The organism is Phycisphaerales bacterium (assembly GCA_029268515.1).
In the GTDB taxonomy this organism is placed as follows: Bacteria; Planctomycetota; Phycisphaerae; order Phycisphaerales; family SM1A02; genus JAQWNP01.
In genome coordinates this window covers 58,028-79,742 of the sequence record JAQWNP010000011.1, presented here as the reverse complement: position 1 = coordinate 79,742, position 21,715 = coordinate 58,028, and the positions used below count along the sequence as shown (strand labels likewise).

Genomic DNA, 21,715 nt, shown 5'->3' with positions numbered 1-21,715 from the left:
TATCGCATACGTTCTTTTCTGCGTTCTTTTTGTTCAGGCCTTACGCTCGCAAGCATCTTCATCTGGCTCATGCTGATGTTATATTTAGAATGATGTGGATTAGCCCACCCCTTGAGATAATTGGCTTCTGGAGTCCATGGTTCACTCATCGGACGCTCCTTGTTTTCAAGGCATTCTAACCTGCTTCGTTGAGTCGCCTGGCAAGGGCTTTGCCAGCCTCAGAACGATCCTCAGAGTAAAAATCTGCCATCTTCATGCTCTTGTGGACCAGCATCGCCCGAACGCCATCAGTACCAAACTCGTTGCCGATCTCGTGGCCACGCTGCTTGCGCAAACGGTGGGGCGTCCACTTTTCAAGACCAAGTCGATCACATGCCCGTTCGATAGCTCGGCGATACGTATTAGAGTTGTAACGATCACTTTTAATGCGCGTTGCCTTGGGGGAATCGCAAGGTCTAAATAAGAACTCATTGGTACCAGCAAATGAACCGTCAGGGCGCTTGCTTGCTTCTACGACAATCTGCATGGCTTGTTGCGTCATCGGTATCGCAGAGGTGTTTCCGGTCTTATCTCGCATCGGCGTCCACATCCACACGTCCTGATCACTCATATCGATGTCGCAGAGGCGCATGTTTGTGACATGCTCGCCTCTGCAACCGGTTTCCAGCTGGAGCATGACCATCTGGCGTATCGGAAGTGGTAAGTGGGGAAGGGTTTGCTCCACAACGGAACGATCAATTCGCATGTGAGGCTTGGACTTCTGGGCGCCGTTGGGACTTGCCTTGGGGGTTTTGACAGATTCCAGAGCAAGTCTCCATTTGGTCTTGGTCATTCGGTTGGTCTCACCCCATTGATACATCATTTTGATTCGCATGATGAACTCGCTGATGGTTCGAACGCCCATTTGCTTGCGTTCCATGTCATTGACAATCGCTTGTAGGTGCCAAGGCTTAAATGCCTTGGCCCTAAAATCAGCAAACATCGCAAGCAGGCGTTTGATCGCTGCTTGCGATTTGAAGAAGCTTGATGTGAGCTGGCCGGTGTGTTCATCGACGTATCGGAATCGTCGATCCTCGAGAAATGCTTCGGCAAGATCTGCCAGCATGACGTGCTTGGGTTTGTTTGATTTGTTAGCTGGGCGGCGCAGTTGTGCACAAAAGCGTGCATGGGCTGCAAGTGCCTCTGGGCTTGGTCCGTTGTCATCCCATCGGCCGAGATATTTGGTCTTGCCGTTGATATAGACGCAGGCGCGGTTATGGGTTTTGTGACGTTTCAGTGGTGGTGTTTTCATTGGTGACGCTCCGTAACGTGGTGGATTATTCCACCCGTAAACGCCCGTAGTTCTACGGGTCATTTCGGAGGACGTCACCAAGCACCATGCTTGGGTAAGGCGGTAAGTGCCTTTGTCCTAACTGCTTGACAAGTGGGCGATCCCAGACTCGAACTGGGGACTTCTTCGGTGTAAACGAAGCGCTCTAGCCAACTGAGCTAATCGCCCGGAGTGTGTTCTTCCGGTGATACCGGATTATTGTACTACTTGTTTGGCCCTGCGGCGACGGGTGGCTATTCACTGAATTCCGTCCCGCAATTCCAGCAAACGGCGAAGTTATCAGGCACCGGCTCAGTACAGTTGGGGCACAGCGATTCGCCCACCTCAGAAGCGTCGATTGGACTGCTCGTTTCGGCAAGTTGATCGTGGTTTTTCAGCGACGCAAGGTGGGCACGGGCCGCTGTTTCGTGCCGCTTGCCAACCCAGAGCTCCACAGCGCCAGGTGAGGTAAAGAAGGCGATGCCAGGGTCAATCAGGTCTCCAGTGACATTGGCGGGAATACCGATTGCAGCTAACGCGCTCTTCAAGACATACGCATGAGCGCTATCGTCAGTACGCGCAATAGAGACAACTGGTCCTGCATCAGAGTCAAAAGTCTCATGATCGGTGGGGTTAAAACGCAGCGAGCAGCGGGGGCAGCGCTGCGTGGTCAGGTCACGAAGGTCATGGCCACAGTCTCGGCAAAACATGATGTGAGGGTGGGGGTTCATCACTGATGGTTCTGTATCCATGCTGCCATTTCATCAGCAATGAGCTTTGGGTATTCCCAAACACAGGCATGGCCAGCATCAAGCATCACCAAGCGTGCGTCATGAAGTGACTGAGCAATGAACTCAGCTTCACCACGATCAATCAGCGCATCATGGCTCGCGCCGAAAACAAGCGCCGGTGCTTTAATCTGGCTGTGGAAATCAACAACACTTGGTTCATTGAAAATGGCATTGATATGTGATCGTGTTGTGTCAGGTCCAACTCTGTTTCCCATGTCCATCATGCGTTGGATTTGTATAGAGGTAACCGTGTTGGGGTGAAAGCTTTTGGCGGTCATTTCTCGGGCTTGCTGGGGCTGCGGTGGGCAGGCATCCATCAAGGTCAGGGCATTATTAAGATATGATTCAAGCACCAGCGAGCGGCGAGCCCAGGTCGTGAGCAAAACCAGGGTTGAGACCCGCTGCCCAGCCATCGCGGCGGCTCGCTGAGCAACCCAACCACCCATTGAGCCACCGATCAACACAGTAGGACCGATAAGGCGCGATATCACCGCTTGGGCCATTTCAGTGAGGTTTTGAGCCTCTGAGATATCCACAATCGATCCACGCAGCTCTGGGGGTAACTCAGATTGGATGTCTGCGTAGTAGTCGCCATCACAGCCCAGCCCGGGAATCCATAAAACAGAAGCCGTTGGCATGTCATGATCTCCTGGCGGGGGCTCGAAAAGTGATCTTTTGATGGATCAGCTGCCATTTTAGGCTCAGAGACCCCGCTTTGGTCTTTTTATGGAAGCGGGGTGGTTTTTGGCTGTTGGCTGAGGCGAACTGGTATCCAAAGACTTCTTGTACATGATATTGACTCAATGCCGTTGCGCTCGAAAACAATTGTCAATAAGACGTTTCACAATCAACGCAATCACGATTGGCAAGTCGTGTGCGTTGCAAACTTGCTGATCAAAACAAAACCAACATCAGGCAAAAGCAAAGGTCGCCTTACCAAAGCAAGGCGACCTTTTTAATACGCTCTGGTCAGAGCAATTATTGCGATTTCATTTCGCCGCGTGGTGTCACGGGCTTAAAGACAGATGCTCGAATGTAGTCTCGGTTCATCTTACCAATGAACTTAATGCTAATGCCTTTCGGGCAAGCTGCTTCACACTCGGCGTAGTTTCGACAGGAGCCAAATCCCTCGGCTTCCATCTGATTGGCCATCTTCTGTACACGGTCGTACCGCTCTGGTTGTCCTTGTGGCAACAGTGCGAGGTGCGAAATCTTGGCGCCTGTAAATAACATTGCTGCACCATTTGGACATGCAGCAACACACGCTCCGCAGCCAATACAGCAAGCTGCATCAAGCGCTTCTTCACTGGTCTCTGGATCAATTGGCATTGCATTGGGATCGGGCTTTGGTCCGGAGTGAACTGAAACATAGCCACCAGCTTGAATGATGCGGTCAAACGAAGAGCGATCGACACACAGATCTTTGACGACCGGAAAAGCGCGAGATCGCCATGGTTCGATAAAGATGTCTTGGCCATCTTTGAAATGTCGCATGTAGAGTTGGCAGGTGGTGGTCTCTTTCATTGGACCATGTGCGCTGCCGTTGATCATGAGCGAGCACATGCCACAAATGCCTTCGCGGCAGTCGTAGTCGAATGCAACGGGCGGCTCATCTTGCTTGGTAAGCGTCTCATTGAGGACATCGAGCATCTCAAGAAACGAGGAATCTGGGGAGATGCCGTCGATGGCGTACTTCTTGAGCCTTCCCTTGGTTGAGTTATTTGGCTGTCGCCAGATATGCAGTGTGAACTTCATGTTTTGTAGTTCCTCTGCGCCAGTGGTAGGGCTTCATATTCAATGGTTTCTTTGTGCAGTTCTGGGGCTTGGTTATCTGGCTTGTGTTCCCAGACGCCCACATAGGCGAAGTGGTCATCATCGCGCTGCGCTTCGCCATCTTCTGTTTGGTGCTCTGAGCGGAAGTGGCAACCACATGATTCATCGCGATGCAGAGCATCACGACACATCAGCTCTCCAAACTCTAAGAAGTCTGCGAGGCGCCCCGCATATTCGAGTGCTCTGTTCAGTTCTTTTCCAGAGCCAAGCACCTTCAGATCTTTCCAGAATGTTTCACGAAGTTCAGGGATGAGTTCTAAGGCTTTGTTGAGTCCCTCGGCGTCGCGAGCAATGCCGCAATGGTCCCACATGATGCGGCCAAGCTCACGATGAAGGGTCTCGACCGACTTGGTGCCATTGATATTAAGAAGCTGGTCAATTCGTCCCTGGTTTTCTTGAACACACTGCTTGAAATCCGGGTGGTCTGTAGATATTTCTCCACTGGGATGGCGGGTCAAGTAATCGCCGATGGTGACAGGCAAGATGAAGTAGCCATCAGCGAGACACTGCATCATTGAACTGGCGCCGAGTCGATTGGCACCGTGGTCAGAGAAGTTTGCTTCGCCAATCGCAAAGACACCTGGGATGGACGTCATCAAGTTGTAATCGACCCAGAGCCCACCCATGGTGTAGTGGACGGCAGGGAAGATACGCATTGGCCCTGAGTAGGGATCGTCGTCGGTAATGCGCTCGTACATATGAAAGAGGTTTTCATATTTATCACTCACCGCAGAGCGCCCCTTGGTCTTGATGGCATCTCTGAAATCAAGGTAGACACCGAGGCCAGTGGGGCCGACACCGAGTCCTTCATCACAGACTTCTTTGGCATTACGTGAAGCGACATCACGCGGCACGAGATTGCCAAAGCGGGGGTATCGTTCTTCAAGGTAGTAATACCGTTCGCTGTCGGGGATATCTGCAGGATTGCGATCATCGCCATTTTTTCGTGGTACCCAGATACGGCCATCGTTTCGAAGCGATTCACTCATGAGGGTGAGCTTCGATTGATGTTCGCCGGCAGCTGGAATACAGGTGGGATGAATCTGGACGTAGCAGGGGTTGGCAAAGCCGGCGCCCTTTTTGTAGGCACGCCAGATCGCAGTCACATTGCATCCGCGAGCATTGGTTGAGAGGTAGTAGACATTTGAGTAACCGCCACTGGCGAGCACGACTGCATCTGCTGCATGGGCGGTCATTTCACCGGTGACGAGATCACGAGCAATGATGCCTCGTGCTCTTCCATCGATGACCACGAGATCAAGCATCTCATGCCGCGTATGCATCTTGACCTTGCCTCGTGCAATTTGTCGCTCAAGCGCAGAATAGCCTCCAAGTAGAAGTTGTTGCCCAGTTTCGCCCCGGCAATAGAACGTGCGTTCTACTAAGACACCACCGAAGGAACGGTTGGCAAGCATTCCGCCATACTCACGTGCGAAGGGCACGCCTTGTGAAACAGCCTGGTCAATGATGCCAGTGCTGAGCTGGGCCAGACGCCAGACGTTGGCTTCGCGCGATCGATAGTCGCCACCTTTTTGTGTGTCATAGAAAAGGCGATAGGTCGAGTCGCCATCATTGCGATAATCCTTCGCGGCATTGATGCCACCTTGGGCAGCAATGCTATGAGCGCGTCGAGGTGAATCTTGAAAGCAAAAGCACTCAATGTCATAGCCCATTGCTGCCATCGATGATGCGGCCGAAGCGCCTGCAAGACCACTGCCGACCACAATGACTTTGTAGGACGAACGATTGCGAGGTCCATTGAGCCGAATGTGATCACAGTGGCGTTCCCACTTGTGTTCGATCGGACCCGGGGGGATCTTGGCGTCAAGTTCCATGCGCTATTATCTAACCTCATCCAGTGCCAGGGATGTTGATACCCCATTAACAGGCGTTTGTTGTTCAGTGACCTCTACCTTTGAACTATCAGATTGGGTGGGCTCTGGCATCGCACCAGCCCAGAAAAGTGCCGGTAGAGAAATAAAGCCTCCGGCAACCACGATGGCGACAATGATGGCCAACCATCGGAAGCCGCGATTGCGATCTGGGGAATCCCAGCCAAGTGATTGAAACACACTCCATGCACCATGGTAAAGATGGAATCCGAGGCAGACCATCACGATGATGTAAAAAAGCGGGACATACCAGTATTCCATCGAAAAGGCGCTATAGAGATTGTGGTAGACCGCCCATTGGCTATAGCTACCAAACACAATCGTGCCAGTTGTGAACTGGAGAATGTGAAGCGGAATATAGATCAGTAAAAGGAGTCCTGAAAGCATCATCAGCCGCGACGCGACTGAGGCCATCATGCGCTTGGGGCGGTGCTTGTAGCCAATGGGACGGGCTTGGCGACTCTTGATCGCCAGATCAATGACGAGCGTGATGTGTAGAACCACGGCAATAATTAAGATACCGCGAACGATCCATAGAACACCCGAATAACCAAAAAACTCACTGCCAATGGTCCGCAGTGACTTGGCATAGACATCAATCGCGGGGACGCCATCGTCGTCGCCGTAGTAGACCTTGAGATTGCCCAGCATATGGGCAATGACGAATAAGACGAGAATGATGCCTGTAATTGCAACGATAGCCTTCTTGCCGATAGAGACTCGGAAGAAGTTGGGCCAACGCGACATGTGGTATGGACTCCCCTTAACGCCTGTTTTCTATAGGGCCTGCTTCTGTGTATCTTAGCCTATTGTCGGCTCAATGGGGCGTTTTTCATGACGGCCCTGCATCTCACTGGCCGGTGCCGCACATATCGGCCGGTCGAACTAACTGGTCGTACTGCTCACCACTGAGATAGCCAAGTGAGACACAAGCATCTCGAAGGGTGGTATTTTCAACAGAGGCCTTGTGGGCAATTTCGGCTGCTTTGTCATAGCCGATTTCTGGACTCAAGGCGGTCACGAGCATCAGAGAGTTATCAAGGTGCTCGGTAATTTTCTTGTGATTCATCTGGAGACCTTCAACGAGGAATTTTGTGAAGTTCTCGCAGCTGTCATTAAGAAGACGTATTGATTTGATCACATTGTTGATGATGATTGGCTTGAACACATTGAGCTCAAAATTGCCTTGAGAGCCGGCCACGCCGACTGCAGCGTCATGGCCCATGACCTGCACGCACACCATGGTCATCGCCTCGCACTGGGTGGGATTGACTTTGCCAGGCATGATTGATGACCCTGGTTCGTTTTCAGGAATGATGAATTCAGAGAGCCCACAGCGCGGACCTGAAGCGCCCCAGCGAATATCGTTGGCGATCTTCATTAAGGCGCAGGCAAGCGTACGCAGCATTCCCGACATGGCCACCAGGCCATCATGAGCGGCGAGCACAGCGAATTTATTCGGAGCACTAAAGAATGGCAGGCCAGTGAGGTCTGCAATATGGGCTGCGCACTGCTCAGCAAAACCTGCCGGTGCATTCAAGCCTGTGCCAACGGCAGTGCCACCAATGGCCAGTGCATAGAGTTCAGGAAGGGTTGTCTCGATGCGATCGATGGCGGCATCGAGCTGGGCCACATAGCCTGAAATTTCTTGGCCGACGGTCAACGGAACAGCATCCTGAAGATGGGTGCGGCCAATCTTGACGACGTCTTTGAACTCTTCTTGTTTTCGCTCAAGTGCATCACGTAAAGCCCGTACGGTGGGCAAGAGTATGTCAGATACTTCTGCAGCTGCAGCAATGTGCATCGCAGTTGGGAATGTATCGTTGGATGACTGAGACATATTGACATGATCGTTGGGATGAACAGGATCCTTACTGCCTAAGACACCACCTGCGATTTCGATGGCACGATTGGAAATGACTTCATTGACGTTCATATTGGTCTGTGTGCCACTGCCGGTCTGCCAAACATGGAGCGGAAATTGCTCATCAAGCTTGCCATCGATCACTTCTTGGGCAGCCTCGAGAATAAGCGATGTGCGTGTTTCATCAAGCTTGCCAAGTTCGCGATTGGTGAGTGCGACCGCCTTCTTCAAGATGCCCATGGCCCAGATGACCTTGGTCGGCATGATGTCGAAACCAATACTGAAGTGAATGATTGATCGTTGTGTTTGGGCTCCCCAATAGACATCAGCAGGGACTTCTATTTGGCCAATGGAATCGGATTCAATTCGGGTTTCCATAGTTTGATTCTTTGTCATGGTTCTCTGGCTTGGGGGCCGCTCGCTAGTGATGATTGAGACAACTTCGGCAATTCAATACATGCTCGAGGTGGTACTTTAAAGGCACCGGATTATACGGGAAATTACTTTGACTCCATGCTTCTGCGTTTGTGACGTTGTTTGCGACTTGCCGCACAGATTTGATTGAAGACATAGACCACTAAGGCGATGATTGGCAAGACAAGCCAGAGCCAGATAGACCGCCAGCGAGGCAGATGAGGGAAGGCATCCACAAGGGCGGTGAGTTCAATTGGTTGGCTGATTCCGGAGAGCCCGGTCACCCTGGCAGTGACTTTCCACTGTCCTGGTTCAGGGATCTCAAAGAGGGCGGCTTGGAGTAATTGGTTTTGAGCATTCTCTCGTGTTGCAGGTACATGAAACGCAGCTGGCCCGTCGAACGTCGGTGTCAGCAGAATCTCAATCTGGCAGTCAACAATGGTCTGTCCTGTGTCGTGATTCGCGACCATGACGCTGATATCAACAGGCCCAGCTCGGAAGGGTTCTGGTGATGAGAAAAGCGTGAGATCGTAGCCCTCGATGGTTTTGGTATCACGCACCGTGCCGAGATCAGCTCGCGCACTGACAGTGATCACTAATAAGGCAATAGGAAGCATGATCCAGCTAGATCGAATATGTGTCATAGCAGTGGTACATCCAAGGTGCCGCGCATTTCCATGGGCTGGAGCATGGTCCAAATGCCAACCAGGTAGAGCATGGCCACAATGAGGAGCCAAGGAATTGAAGTCAGCACAGCGTCACGAGTGGTTTTGGTCATGCGCAGTGACATGCGGTAAAGCAGATAGCCACTACCAACAGCGCCTACGCCAAGAATAAAAATCTCCAGGGGCAAGAGCCAATCGGGCGGAATTTGACAGCAAGAGAGGATCCAGGCGGGCTCGCCTAAGTTCAGGCCTACATCGCGTGCCATGCGCTGCGTGATCGGGACCACGGTGCCCATGCTGGTTAAGAAGTGAAAGATAAAGTGGCAAGTCCACATCGCCATACCCATCGGGACGAGTCCAAAGATCATGCGTACGGCGAATCGCATCGGTGTGGTATTGATTGAAACGAATTGGCTCAGTGCCGTGGCCACGCCAGCAAGGATCACTGGCAAGACAAGACATGACGCCACGATCCCGACAGTGACAACGGCCAGTCTAGATGACATGCCCCAGGCAGCGGTGGTTTGGTCTTGCCAATCGAGTACTGGGCCAACCATGCCAGCTGCATTGGCAAAGGCGCCAAAGACAAGTACTAAGACCAGGCAGGCAAAGTCCAGGCGGCCTGACAAGCGCCGAATACTTGAGCGATGGTCATCTTCAAGCAAGGTGCTTCCCGGTGTGGTTGCGATGATGCCAATGTTGTCATGCGGACAAGCGCGCACACAATCTAAGCAAAAGGTGCAGTCGAGATTGCTCTTCTTTCGTGGTTGAAAGAGGTGCAATTCACATCCGATCGCATCTGTTTTTGGTGAACCTTTGATGCAATCATGCGTTTCACAGCTGGTGCATCGGTCCATATCGCGGACACGAACTTCAGTTGGTGAAACGATTGATTGCACGAATTGGAATTGCCCAATGGGGCAGACGTATTTGCAAAACGCAGCCCCTCGAAACAACCCATCGATTGCAAGAGCAGACAGGAAGTAACCAAGCACAATCCAAGCGGTCCACCATGGGGAAGCCCAGAGACTAAAAGCTTCGTAGGCCCACAGGAAGATGAAGATCAAGCCAACCGCAAGCCACTTGCTTCGAAGTACGCGAGGCCAGTTTAGCTTTGCCGGCAAGAGAGATCGTCCGAGGCTACGCACAAAGACAAACGGACATCCGTAGCAGAATAGATTTCCGACAGCGAGTAGGGCAATGACAAGAAATCCGCGCCAGTGAATCCACGGAAGTGCTCCGGCTAGGTTCATGGATGCAACTTGCGGGCCAAACCAGCCATCGATCATGATCAAAATAGCGATGGCAAAGAGGGTTGCTTGGACACAGCGACGAAAGCCGCGGTGACTTAAGGTCGCGCCAATGACTGGTACCGCTAAGAGGTCAAAGGGACGTCGCCGTTGACGTGCAGCGGGCCTCTGAAAGCCGGGGGTGCTGATGGCGCCGCCACTCAGCGCTGGTACTGCTGCATTGGCTTGAAGGATCGGCAAGGGGTGCGATTGACTGATTCCAAGCCTTCGGTTCGCTCGTGGTTCTGGTTGTCTGACGGTCAGCCCAGTTGGAGCGACGAGGCCCCGGACGATTATGAAGACGGGCGCCAACATCACCAATGACCCAATGATCCACATCAGCCCACCAGCGACCGCTTGATCATCGAGTGGTTTGACGTCCCATGCGTTTGGCACTGTTGCGTAGTAGGGATAAAAGATGACCGAAGAGAAACAGAAGATAGCGCTGAAGATGGTGTTCTGTAATGCAGCGAGCAATAGATAGGGCACCACCAGCCAGCGTGACCATCGCACTTGCGCTGGATAGGGCAAAATGACTGGATACCAAAAGAGCATGCCTGCCCAGAAAAAGCACGCATGTTCAAACTGATGCCACGCTGGTGAGCTCAGGGAAAGCTGATAGAGCCAGGGAAGATGCCATGTCCAGAGTACGACTGCCAAAAAAGCAAAGGTCACGATGGGGTGGGTGATCAAACGAAAGATCTGCCGCACACCTGGTGAAGCGAGAAATGGACCGATGCCATACTTGCGAACGAATGGCGGCAGCCCCCAAAGCAATGGGAGGCCTGGGGTGCCTAACCATAAGAGCGGCGGCGCAATCAACATCAGCAAAATGTGTTGAGCCATATGCGCTTGTAGTAAAAGACCACTGGCAGCTTCAAGTGGCGAGCACAGCGCGATAAAGATAACCAGCTCGCCCAGAAGAAAGGAGACCAGCGTTGCGGGGCCGAATCGCTCCGGTCGCTGTCGATGCAACCCAACCCAACCGCGCATATAAATGACCGCGGCGGCCAAAAGAACCACGACGTAGATCACGTCGATATTCCAAGATCGCATGAGAGCTTCTGTGGCGCTCACCTGGTCAGTCCCTCCTTATCCCCTTCAAGAGGATACTACGGACTGGCAAGTGCAGAGGCACCGTGTCCTCCAGAGGCATTACTGGCCCCTGAAGTGCCTGTTGAGGCTCCGGCTGTTGAGGTTGGTAGATCAAGAGCAGGAATCTCATAGTGCGATGGCGGTTGCGCTGGACTTTCACCTTCTGGGACCAGAGTGCGTAGATAAGCAACAAGCGCATCAACTTCAGCTGGGCTGAGGTTTTTACCAAAGGCAGGCATATTGCCGTCACCCTGAATGATCTGGCGTCTGAGCTGATCGTCAGTCAGTCGCGTTGCCACATCAGATAGATCTGGGCCGCGCTGGCCACCAAGGCCTCCAATTGCATGGCAGTTCCGGCATTCCTTGTATTGGAATAGCACAGCGCCTTGCATTTCAAGCGGTGTTCGTCCTTGGTAAAACTCAGGAGCCGAGACCACACCACTGCCAGCCATCATGTGTGGCGACCATGGTGAAGGGAAGCCAATGTAGGTCAGTAGTCCAATCGAGACGTACAGCAGGATCACAACGATGACTGCTGCTGGGCGACGACGCCAATGCCGTTCGCCCGTCCCTGACCAGAAGGGCAGGCAGGTGAAGACCACGATGAAGCCAACCGGCGCCGCCATAATCAGGAAGGTCTCAATCTCTCTCGGCAAGAGCGCCAGAACAGAGAAGATCCACATGAAGTACCAGTCGGGGCGCGGTGTTGTGTAGATGATCATGGGATCTGGCGGGCCATTGGGACCGTGTGGTCCGACAACCGCAGCAATAATGCCAACGACCAAGATCAAAATGCCAATGAAGATCAAATCACGCTTCGCTGCGTTGGGGAAGAATGGAACGCCAGTGCGTTCGATTTCCGCAAAGTACTGCTTTTCATAAGTGCGTTTGCTGACGCGTTTGCCAGCAACAGGCATCTCAGAAATACCTTTTCGCAGCACAAGATAGAGATGGAAGAACAGCAACATGAGTACAGCACCCGGAAGCACGAAAACGTGCAGGGTGAAGAATCGTGAAAGTGTCTGGGCGCCAAGAATGGGGCCACCCATGATGAAGTCAACAATCTCGGGGCCGATCCATGGGATGCGTCCCATCATCGCAGCGCCAATACCCAGACCCCAGTATGCGTCTTGATCGAAACGGAGTACCTGGCCAGTGAAGGCGATGCCAAAGGTGCAGATCAGCAAGAAGAAGCCAATCACCCAGGTCAATTCACGTGGGTACTTATAGGCTCCAAACAGGAAGACCTGCGTCATATGAATCGTGATCATGGCCGCCATCGCGGTAGAACCCCAGAAGTGGATACTTCGAAGGAACCAGCCCAGCGGTTGATGGAAGTTGAGATAGATCAGGCTGTCCCAAGCATGGTCGGCACTGGGCACATAGACCAACGCTAAACAAATGCCCGTTACGAGCTGCAGCATAAACATGGCCATGGTGGCGCTGCCGAAGACGTACCACCACTTCGCATTCGCGGGGACAGTGTGACCAGCGGTGGCTGGCCAAATAGTCTTCGTGACCTCAAGTCGGTCATCAAACCAGTCAATCGTGCCTTTAATAGGGTGCTTTGCCATTACTGTTATGCAGGTTGCTGTAAGGTCGGGACCGTACCCGCCTTGATCCAGAGTTCTCTTGGTTGATTGCCACTATTGTCCTTGCGGGCCTCTCCCTTTTTATCGCGTGCGTCGGTGATCTTGAACCGGTATTGGTACAAGCCACGTGGGGCGGGGCCAGCTGCGTACTCGCCATCCTGATAAAAGACACTTCCATGGCATGGGCACATGAAAAGTTCAGCCTCATCAAACCATCGGACCGGGCAGCCAAGGTGACTGCAATTGATGGCAAAGATTTGGAATTGTTCGTCTTTGATACGGCGAACCCAGCAAGGCAAATGTATTGATGCGCCTTGCCAAGGAATGATTGCGGAGTTTTCTGTTCTTGCTTCTTTGGTTGGTCCAGTGTCTGGGAAGTTTGCTGGATTGATAAAGTCGGCAAGTCGTGTGGAGCCCTCAGGAAAGTCTCGGTTGATATCGTCGGAAAGCTTGACCCACTTATCGGGGTAGGTACGGAAGACACTGATGACGTACCAGACGATGGGAATGCCCACGGCAATGACTGAGATCGCCATGAGCACATAGCCCAATGCCAACATGAAACCACGTCGCGTCAGGCTGGTTGCAGTGTCTTTGCCAGGCAGCGGCGCTGTGACGCGTTTGGGGAGTGGGCTGGATTGGGCATCTTGGCCCTGTTCTTTGCCCTGCATGTCGTGCTGTTGATGTGCGTCGGTCATGGATTCACCGGATTCGGGTCTTCAGCCCATTGTTCTCGTCGGGAGCTGATATAGGCCACCAAGTCAGAGATCTGTTGGTCAGTGAGGGCATGGCCATTTGCCTCAGGGAGTTCGTGATAGGCAGGCATGCCCCATTCAGGGCGTCCTGCAATGATCACCCAGCGAAGGTATTGATTACTCACGAGGGCTAGGTAGCTAGCTTCAATGACTGATCCGCCAGCCACGTTTGGGATACCGCCGCCTTCAGGACCGTGGCAGCTGCTGCAGTACGTTCTAAACAATTCGCCGCCGCGTTGGGCACTGCCCTTGGGCGCTTTGCTGATCAAATAGGTTGGTAGTGGGGATGGTAGGTGAGATGTATCCCATCCACTGTGCTCTTTCGATGCGTTCTCTTCTGACTTTTCAGTATCGCTGTCTGCATCGCCATGAAGCCAGGACGGTGGTCCTTCCTTCAGCGTCTTTGCAAGAATCATGAGCTGCTCATCAGTCAGCATGCCATTGAGTTTACGGCTTGATGCTGGCATCAGGATTTCTTCAATGCCGAGCGTCTTGGCAATCTCAGGGTCATTGTTTGGATTGACACCCTCAGAAATGACCCGAAGCAGGTAGTCCTCAGGCATGATTGACATCGTCAGTGCATCGTTCAATGCAGCGGCAGGGCCTCCCTTGCCTTGGTTGCCGTGGCAACCAGCGCACTGGGCCTGATAAAGCAACTCAAATGACAGCACCTGATCGGGTCGCAGTGGCATGTCTTCTGGGTAGCGAGGTTTGCCTGGCCAGAAACTACCAAAGCCATCGTCGCAGCCAGTGGTTGTCACCAGCATTGAACATGCCATCGCGGTCACACAGGAGAATCGCATCAATGTCTTGATCATGCGTTGCTCCCGCTTTCTTCTTCAGGTGTGGTGTAGTGCTTGATCCATTGCGGGGTATAGCGACGTTCGGCTCGTAAGATCCACCAAGTACATACGAAACCGAATGCAAATTGTGAACCGATGAACACCCAGAGACTTGCTGAATCCGGATTCCAAACGAGATTAGCCAGTGGCTCTGAGATAATTGCGACTGCTGGCCAAAGTAAACCGGTGAAGATCAGTGGCCCAACCAGCGAGCCAAGGATCATGGCAAGCCGCTTGCCACCCATCATGGGTAGGACGACGGCGTAAACCATGCCGATGGAAATGGAGAGCACCACATGAATGCCGGCGCCGAATAGCACGCCTGTCCATTCCCATGCCAGATAGAACTCAATTGGTTGGTCGCGATAACTTGGTAGCAGCATGGCGGCCAAGATGTTCAGTGAATAAGCCCAGCTACCAAGCGAAAAGACTGTGTAGACCAAGGCCACGACACCCATGGCTGCACCACCAAGCAGGCCACCATAAAGGCCGGCGCGATAGGGGTGCACCTTCTCTGGGAGCTGGATTCGGTGACCCGCCATACCAGGGGTGAGGTGCTCGACAGATCCACGCGGCAGAACTGTTGGCTGAGGTTCTTCAATCTCCGCATACCAAACTTTCTCACGTGGGAAGACCGCGTGGAAAAAGCCAAGGGCTGCAATTGCGGTGATGGCGCAGCCAACATAGAAGACGACCCACATGGTGAGCACGCCCATAGCGCTAAGGGCTAGGCCAAACGCCAAGAGGCAGGGCCACGTACTGGGCCCAGGCAATTCGACCGTGCCTGGGGGTATCTCATCCCCATGTCGTGCCGTTGCATCTCGAAGTGTTTGTTCGTCAATCATAAAGTCTCAAATAAGTGCAGGGGACAAATTAGCTGGGGACCCAATCAAGAAAGACAACATAGATCATCAGCCATACGACGACTGATGCAAGAACAACAAACCAGTAGAACAAGGCCATCACAAAGAGCGTCTCTGCGGTGCCTCGGCCAAGTCGGCCGGTAAAAGCACAGATGCAAGTGAATGCCATGACCGTGCCACCCATAAACACATGAGCGAGATCTAAGCCAAGCAGGCCAAAGTAAACAGTGCCGAACAAGTTCGTTCGGATCGTGAGTGAGGGGTCGCCATTGATCAGGCCGAGCCATTCATGAATGGTTGAATACAGGAACCACGCGCTGCCCAATGATGGCAGTAGGAGTAAGAATCCGGCAAGTAGGAACTGTCCACTAAGAAGGGCTTTGGGCACACCGAAGAGCCCTAAGCTCGTGATGACCAGGACAATGATGGCAATCGTGGCTGGCCAGAACTCAAGTAAATCGTTGGGTTGCGGACCCGAGATGCTCTGTGTGCAATAGACGCCATAGGCCACGAGGAATGCAGCAAAGAAGGTGACCTCACTTGCGAGGAAGCAGATCATGCCGACCAGGCGATGCGAAGGGCGGCCAGTGCCGTCATCGCCGGCCATCTGAACAGCCGCGGCGCTGACGCTTGTGACTGGAGGATATTCAGAGGCACTCATTCGTACTTCCAATCTGGATCTTCTGGGTGCTTGAGATCCCAGAGCGGTCTTCGGCTTCGCACGGTTGGTATTTCTTCGAAGTTGTATTCAGGTGGTGGTGACGTGGTCGCCCATTCAAGTGTCCATGCATCCCAAGGATCTGGCCCTGCAACTTTGCCTCGTTTGAGTGAGGCAATGGCATTCCAAACGAATATCGCAACCGCAATCATCTGCATGAAAGCGCCAACTGAAGACAGCATGTTCCAGAGCTCCCAGCCATGTCCAGCTTCGTAGGTATAGATACGTCTGGGCATGCCGAGTAAGCCGGCAATGTGCATCGGGAAGAAGGTGAGGTTAAACGAGATGAAGAAGATCCAGAAGTTCCACTTTCCTAGCTTTTCACTCATCAGCCGGCCAGTGACCTTGGGATACCAGTAGTACATGCCACCAAAGACGGCAAAGATGAGGCCGCCGAAGAGGACATAATGGAAGTGGCCAACCACATAATAGGTGTCGTGAAGTTGCCAGTCAGCTGGTACTGAAGCGAGCGTAATGCCGGTGAGACCACCAACAGTGAACAGTCCAAGGAAGGCTGTGAGGAAGAGCATTGGCGTATCGAATTTCAAACGTCCGCCATACATGGTTGCCATCCATGTAAAGATCTTAATGCCAGTTGGTATTGATATTAAGAATGTGGTGCCACTGAAAATTGCATTAATAGCAGGGCTTAATCCAACAGCGAACATGTGGTGCACCCATACACCGAGCGCAATAAACGCAATGCCTACGGTTGCAGCAACCATTAACGGATAGCCAAAAATAACCTTGCGCGAGAACACCGGGATCACTTCCGAAGCAATCGCAAATGCCGGCAAGATGAGAATATAGACCTCCGGATGGCCAAAGAACCAGAAAAGGTGTTGCCAGAAAATGGCAGAGCCACCTGCGTTGACATCAAAGAAGTGGGCGCCCAGTTCACGGTCCATCAGTAGCATGGCTTGCGCCGCAGTGAGCGGTGGAATGCCCACCACCATCAGCACGGCATCGGTGAGCATGATCCAGACAAACAAAGGCATCTTCGAAAGCTTCATGCCCTTACAACGCATGCATAGTGTTGTGGTAATGATGTTCGTGCCAGCGATCATCGTGCCAAAGCCACTGAGTGTTATTGCAAAGATCCAGTAGTCAACAGTGTGGCCACGATCGAACGTCTTGGCTGTCAGCGGTGCGTACGCGAACCATCCAAAATCTGGAGCGGCGCCAGACGCATAGAGGGCAGGTGCCATAAAGAAGCTTGAGTAAAGCAGGATGCCACTAAAGAAGGTGAGCCAGAAGCCAAGCGCATTGAGGCGTGGGAACGCCATGTCACGGGCGCCGACCATTAATGGAATGAGATAGGTTGCAAAGCCAGTAAGCATGGGCATGCCAACGAAGAAGACCATCGTGGTGCCGTGCATGGTCATGAATTCGTTATAGACCTGCGTGACAATGATGTCATTGTCTGGAATGAACAGCTGCCACCGGATCATCATTGCCTCGAAGCCAGCAATGACGAAGAAGAGCAGGGCGGTCATGCAATACATGAGGCCGAGTTTCTTATGGTCGACCGTGATAATCCAGGAATGCAACGTCGTCACCTTAGACGGACGGTCCTTGATCAAATTAGGGGTCGAGGGTGGATGGCTCATGGTGCTCATATAGGTCGGCTAGTTTTCTTGATACCGCAACGTGCGTAGATAGCCCACGACGTGCCAGATGTGATCTTCAGGAATGCGCATGTCTGGCATGAGGCAGTCCTGCTTAATGACTTGTGGGTTTTGGACCCAGCTCAATAGGTTTCTTGGTGTATTGGCTGCAGCACCCGAACCGATGACTGTTCGGCTCATCAGGTGGGTGAGATCTGGCCCGAAGATACCGTTTGCCTGTGGCGTAATTCCTGGAGGCTGGCGGATGGTATGGCAGTTGATGCAGGCCATTTTTGCAAAATCATCGTGGCCGATTTGCCATTGAACGAATGCATATTGCTCAGCCCAAGGGCGAATGGTTTCCCAAGCGATATCTGGTGGATTGGTCCTCAGGCTGAATTCATCGACATCTTCATTTGGCATCAATGCACGGAACGACCGGAATGTCCATCGCATCACATCGCCCGAGCCTTGTTCATTCTTCTTTCGTTGGGCCGCGAGACGCTTGGCATCATCAGACTTTGCGTCAGCAAGCCACTCCTTGATGGTCTCGTTGTCTGAAGCTTTCTTTTGCGTCGCGAGCCAGTCTCTAAATGGAATCCAATTGGGAATATCCCTGTTCCAAGCTTGAAGCTGAGCGCTGTAATAGGCTGGCTCAGTTTTGGTTTGATTGTCAAGCCATGTTTTGAATTGTGAGAAACTGTTGAAGTTGTTGCCGTTACGAGATTGTTTCTCGACCCACTGATTAAACGATTCTTCAGTTTCATGTGCATATGCACGGATGAGCATGTTGGCATGTTGGGCGCCGCAATATTCAACGCACTGGCCGTCATACCACCCTGGATCATCTACGTGAAACCAAATGAAATTCTCGTGATTGGGGACGCAGTCTTTTTTACCGAAAAGCGAAGGGAGCCAAAAGCTATGGATCACATCTTGTGATTCGAGTGTGCACCAGATGTCTTTGCCCGCAGGTATATGCAGTTCGTTGGCTGTTGCCAGTGGAAGCCCTTCAGCAGTCTTGATTTCAGGGTAGATGAATTCCCACCACCATTGATGCCCGATCACGCGGACGTGAACTGAATCAGGTGGTCGCTCAGTTTTATCGATGACCAGAATGCTGCGAAGGGTGATCAGGAAAAGAATGAACACAATGATCATCGGGGCCACAGTCCAGGCAACTTCTACAGGATCACTGCCGTAGTTCTGTGGTGGTTCTTTGCCCTCATCTTCTTTGCGGGCTCGGAAGCGAAAGATCGTGTAGAGAAGGACGCCCCAGACAAACACAAAGATGATGGCGATGATGCCTAATAGTAAGTAGTAGTAGTCGCGAATTTCGCGAGCAGGGCTACCGCCAGTATCAAACATGTTTTGTTCGATTGCATTGGCGCCTGGAAGGTTTTCTTCATACATCGCTGCAAGAGGATCAGGCTCAGCCACGATTGTGTCTGCGCCCATCAGGACGGTCAGTATCGTAAGGATTGCAGGCAGAAGTAGCAGTGCATTGCAGAGGGGTCTTGCTTTCCCAAAACCAGCCAACCGCTGAGGGCTTTTTGGCCTTTGTCGTTTGTTCCCGGCAAACCTCAATTGCATCTGCATTGGGAGGCAGTCTAAGTTGCTGTTCATCTGCCTGCAAGGCACTTCAAAGCGCGATTAAGATCGCCTGAAAAGTAATTGAGAACTGTTCTCATTTAGAGGCATTGGTTCTCAGCGTATGATCCAAAGCTGAGTGTGATGAGTCACTGGCGACAAGCTTAATGGAGATGGTGATATGGGTACTGGTTGTTTTCTACGTGTACTGATCTTGTTGGGCATCTTTTCGGTGGTTCTGTTGATGGTTCTTGTTGGTGGATGTGATCATCACCAACAGAGTGGTTCGCAGCTGAAAGCTGAGATGGCCAAGTCGCCTGATTCACCAAGCGAGGTAACAGTTCGTGTTGGTGAGAACTTCTGGATTTGGGCTAAGTCCAATCCCACAACGGGTTTCCAGTGGCAACTTGCGACTCCTTTGGATGCAGCGCTGCTGAAGATGGAAGATTCAGGCTTTCAGTTGCCGCCTCAGGAAACGGGGGTACAGAGGGTGGGCGTTCCTGGACAACAGTGGTGGGAGCTCAAAGCGATTGCTGCCGGTGATGCGATCGTGGAAATCGCCTATCAGCGGAGCTGGGAGGGTAGCGAGGCGCCTGCGGATACACGTAAGTACAAGATCACTATAAAACCATAAGGTATTTATCAAGAACAACTTATGTGTTTGTGTTGGCCGGATTTCAGCTTATTGAAGTCCGTCCAATCGAGTGATATTCGAATCCGCTTGCCTTCATTTGGTGAGGATCAAAGATGTTGCGACCGTCGAAAAGCAGTGGCTCAGCCATGGTTTTTCGTACCCGTTTCAGGTCTGGCGTGCGAAATTCATTCCACTCCGTACTCACGATGACTGCATGGGCACCTTCTGCGGCCGCATAGAGATCCTTGGCTTGAGCAACCTGGGGCAGTTGGGCTTTAAGATTGGGGCCTGCCACAGGGTCATACGCCATGACGGTTGCCCCGGCTTTGATGGCCAGTTGAATCAGGTTGATCGCTGGTGCTTCACGAATATCATCGGTTTGTGGCTTGAAGGAGATGCCCCAGAATGCAATCTTCTTGCCTTTTAAATCACGGCCCATCACCGACTCGATGCGATTCCAGAAGCGCTGCCGCTGTGCTTGATTAACTTCATGCACTGCGGTGTTGAGTTGGCAATGCCAGTTCTTTTCTTCGCCCATTCGCATGACAGCAAGCGTATCTTTTGGGAAGCATGATCCGCCGTATCCAAGGCCTGGATAGAAGAATTGATTGCCGATGCGATGATCGCTACACATACCCTGTCGCACGTTTGAAATATCAGCTCCGTAGAGTTCGCAAAGATGAGCCATCTCGTTGATGAAACTAATTTTGCATGCCAGCATTGCATTGGACGCATACTTGACCATCTCTGATGAAAGGATGTCCATCATAATAATGGGGTGGCCCTGTCGAACGAAGGGTTGGTAGATTTGCTCGAGCAGAGTCGCTGTGCGTGGTTCCTCAATGCCACAAACCACACGATCAGGTTTTGAGAAATCACTAATCGCATCGCCTTCTTTTAGGAACTCAGGATTGTTGGCAATCAGAAAAGGTCTCTTTGTACAAGAGCTGATAATTTCTTGTACTTGATGGGTTGTCCCAACAGGCACAGTCGACTTCACCACGATAAGAATAGGGGCATCTGACTCGGGCCTTTGGTCGAGTGCTTCACCAATCGTACGTGCAACAGCAAAGACAGCTGATAGATCGGAGCCACCCTTTGCATCGGTGGGGGTTCCGACACAGATGAAGATGACCTCTGCATGACTGTATGCCTCGCTCGTATTCGTCGTAAACTTCAAGCGATCACTTTCTATGTTGTGGGTCAGCATTTCTGAGAGCCCAGGTTCATAGATAGGGGAGTGTCCTTGCTTGAGAAGTTTGATCTTCGCAGGATCTATATCAAGGCAACAAACATCGTTGCCAGATTCTGCGAGGCATGTGCCTGTCACAAGCCCAACGTATCCAGTTCCCACCATTGTTAGGCGCATTCGCGTCGCTCCAATAAAATCTCGTTTGTATCGAAGGTGCCCTCAAGACTTAGCAACCAACGTTTAATTTGTAGTGGTAGACTATCTCTTGATTTGTTCTCGTGCTCGCCCATGTATCCACCCAGGCGATATTTGGCTCCATCTTGAGCGAGTACCCGGTGGCAAGGGACGATCAGTGGAAGCGGGTTGCTTCGCATCGCTGCCCCCACGGCGCGGGCTTGGTTACGATGCCCACCTGCTAATTCGGCGAGTTGCCCGTAGGTGATGCACTCGCTTCGGCCGACCGTGCGAAGGGCTTCCCAACAGCTTTGGTGAAATTTGGGACCCACCGGCGTGGGTAATGGAGCCAGTGCAGGGTCGATATCTTCTCCAAGTAGATAGGCTTGAATCATCTTGGTGGTCTCTGCCAGCATTTCATCATGAGCGATCCATGCTGCCGGGACTTCCAAATCGTTCTCAACCCAAGTCGCCCTGAAGGGTCTGAGCTGCCCCTTTGCTGCCAATTGGTCGGCGGCATACAGCCGGTAGTATCCAACCGGCGTTTTGCAGCTGATATAGCAATCGGTCATCAGGCAGGGTGCTCACTCAGGAGA

At 52.3% G+C, this 21,715-nt stretch carries 19 protein-coding genes and 1 tRNA gene; 1 reads left to right on the top strand and 19 read right to left on the bottom strand.

Annotated elements, in window-relative coordinates:
- Window positions 1–175: 175 nt before the first annotated feature.
- The 17 genes from P8J86_08620 to coxB all read right to left on the bottom strand — a co-directional run bounded on the left by P8J86_08620 (window position 176) and on the right by coxB (window position 18,987).
- Window positions 176–1,354 (bottom strand): tyrosine-type recombinase/integrase, encoded by a 1,179-nt coding sequence (locus P8J86_08620; GenBank protein MDG2054757.1) that lies wholly within the window; start codon window positions 1,352–1,354, stop codon window positions 176–178.
- 70 nt (window positions 1,355–1,424) lie between these two features.
- Window positions 1,425–1,498 (bottom strand) — tRNA-Val (locus tag P8J86_08615).
- 65 nt (window positions 1,499–1,563) lie between these two features.
- On the bottom strand, window positions 1,564–2,061 hold the full coding sequence (locus P8J86_08610; GenBank protein ID MDG2054756.1) for a hypothetical protein: 498 nt from the start codon (window positions 2,059–2,061) through the stop codon (window positions 1,564–1,566).
- On the bottom strand, window positions 2,040–2,738 hold the full coding sequence (locus P8J86_08605; GenBank protein ID MDG2054755.1) for an alpha/beta hydrolase: 699 nt from the start codon (window positions 2,736–2,738) through the stop codon (window positions 2,040–2,042). Before P8J86_08605 ends, P8J86_08610 begins: the two co-directional genes overlap by 22 nt.
- A 340-nt stretch (window positions 2,739–3,078) precedes the next feature.
- Window positions 3,079–3,855: a succinate dehydrogenase/fumarate reductase iron-sulfur subunit gene (locus tag P8J86_08600; protein MDG2054754.1), complete on the bottom strand. Its 777-nt coding sequence runs from the start codon at window positions 3,853–3,855 to the stop codon at window positions 3,079–3,081.
- Window positions 3,852–5,768 carry a fumarate reductase/succinate dehydrogenase flavoprotein subunit gene (locus tag P8J86_08595; protein MDG2054753.1) on the bottom strand — a complete coding sequence of 639 codons (1,917 nt, stop codon included), beginning with the start codon at window positions 5,766–5,768 and terminating at the stop codon, window positions 3,852–3,854. The genes P8J86_08600 and P8J86_08595 overlap by 4 nt, the downstream gene beginning before the upstream one ends.
- Window positions 5,769–5,774: 6 nt before the next feature.
- A complete protein-coding gene (locus P8J86_08590; GenBank protein MDG2054752.1) occupies window positions 5,775–6,572 on the bottom strand; it encodes a succinate dehydrogenase cytochrome b subunit in 798 nt (265 codons plus the stop codon).
- Between the two features lie 103 nt (window positions 6,573–6,675).
- The gene (gene fumC / locus P8J86_08585) at window positions 6,676–8,067 is read right to left on the bottom strand and encodes a class II fumarate hydratase (GenBank protein MDG2054751.1); all 1,392 of its coding nucleotides are present in this window, start codon (window positions 8,065–8,067) and stop codon (window positions 6,676–6,678) included.
- Between the two features lie 122 nt (window positions 8,068–8,189).
- Complete coding sequence (locus P8J86_08580) at window positions 8,190–8,747, bottom strand: hypothetical protein (protein MDG2054750.1); 558 nt, start codon at window positions 8,745–8,747, stop codon at window positions 8,190–8,192.
- Window positions 8,744–11,134 (bottom strand): cytochrome c oxidase assembly protein, encoded by a 2,391-nt coding sequence (locus P8J86_08575; GenBank protein MDG2054749.1) that lies wholly within the window; start codon window positions 11,132–11,134, stop codon window positions 8,744–8,746. Before P8J86_08575 ends, P8J86_08580 begins: the two co-directional genes overlap by 4 nt.
- A gap of 35 nt (window positions 11,135–11,169) precedes the next feature.
- Entirely contained in the window at window positions 11,170–12,726 is a 1,557-nt protein-coding gene (locus tag P8J86_08570) for a cytochrome b N-terminal domain-containing protein (GenBank protein ID MDG2054748.1), read from the bottom strand.
- A gap of 5 nt (window positions 12,727–12,731) precedes the next feature.
- A complete protein-coding gene (locus P8J86_08565; GenBank protein ID MDG2054747.1) occupies window positions 12,732–13,442 on the bottom strand; it encodes a Rieske 2Fe-2S domain-containing protein in 711 nt (236 codons plus the stop codon).
- Complete coding sequence (locus tag P8J86_08560) at window positions 13,439–14,317, bottom strand: c-type cytochrome (protein ID MDG2054746.1); 879 nt, start codon at window positions 14,315–14,317, stop codon at window positions 13,439–13,441. Before P8J86_08560 ends, P8J86_08565 begins: the two co-directional genes overlap by 4 nt.
- On the bottom strand, window positions 14,314–15,186 hold the full coding sequence (locus P8J86_08555) for a hypothetical protein (GenBank protein MDG2054745.1): 873 nt from the start codon (window positions 15,184–15,186) through the stop codon (window positions 14,314–14,316). Before P8J86_08555 ends, P8J86_08560 begins: the two co-directional genes overlap by 4 nt.
- A gap of 28 nt (window positions 15,187–15,214) precedes the next feature.
- Window positions 15,215–15,865 (bottom strand): hypothetical protein, encoded by a 651-nt coding sequence (locus tag P8J86_08550; GenBank protein ID MDG2054744.1) that lies wholly within the window; start codon window positions 15,863–15,865, stop codon window positions 15,215–15,217.
- The gene (ctaD, locus tag P8J86_08545; GenBank protein ID MDG2054743.1) at window positions 15,862–17,532 is read right to left on the bottom strand and encodes a cytochrome c oxidase subunit I; all 1,671 of its coding nucleotides are present in this window, start codon (window positions 17,530–17,532) and stop codon (window positions 15,862–15,864) included. The genes P8J86_08550 and ctaD overlap by 4 nt, the downstream gene beginning before the upstream one ends.
- An 18-nt stretch (window positions 17,533–17,550) precedes the next feature.
- Complete coding sequence (gene coxB, locus P8J86_08540) at window positions 17,551–18,987, bottom strand: cytochrome c oxidase subunit II (GenBank protein MDG2054742.1); 1,437 nt, start codon at window positions 18,985–18,987, stop codon at window positions 17,551–17,553.
- Between the two features lie 313 nt (window positions 18,988–19,300).
- On the opposite strand from coxB, the gene P8J86_08535 reads away from it, so the two are divergent.
- Window positions 19,301–19,753 (top strand): protease inhibitor I42 family protein, encoded by a 453-nt coding sequence (locus P8J86_08535; GenBank protein MDG2054741.1) that lies wholly within the window; start codon window positions 19,301–19,303, stop codon window positions 19,751–19,753.
- Window positions 19,754–19,796: 43 nt separating this feature from the next.
- Here the strand turns inward: P8J86_08535 and P8J86_08530 are convergent, their stop codons facing one another.
- Together P8J86_08530 and P8J86_08525 are read right to left on the bottom strand one after the other, a co-directional pair.
- Entirely contained in the window at window positions 19,797–21,122 is a 1,326-nt protein-coding gene (locus P8J86_08530) for a UDP-glucose/GDP-mannose dehydrogenase family protein (GenBank protein ID MDG2054740.1), read from the bottom strand.
- Window positions 21,113–21,691 carry a methylated-DNA--[protein]-cysteine S-methyltransferase gene (locus tag P8J86_08525; GenBank protein MDG2054739.1) on the bottom strand — a complete coding sequence of 193 codons (579 nt, stop codon included), beginning with the start codon at window positions 21,689–21,691 and terminating at the stop codon, window positions 21,113–21,115. Before P8J86_08525 ends, P8J86_08530 begins: the two co-directional genes overlap by 10 nt.
- Window positions 21,692–21,715: the final 24 nt, after the last annotated feature.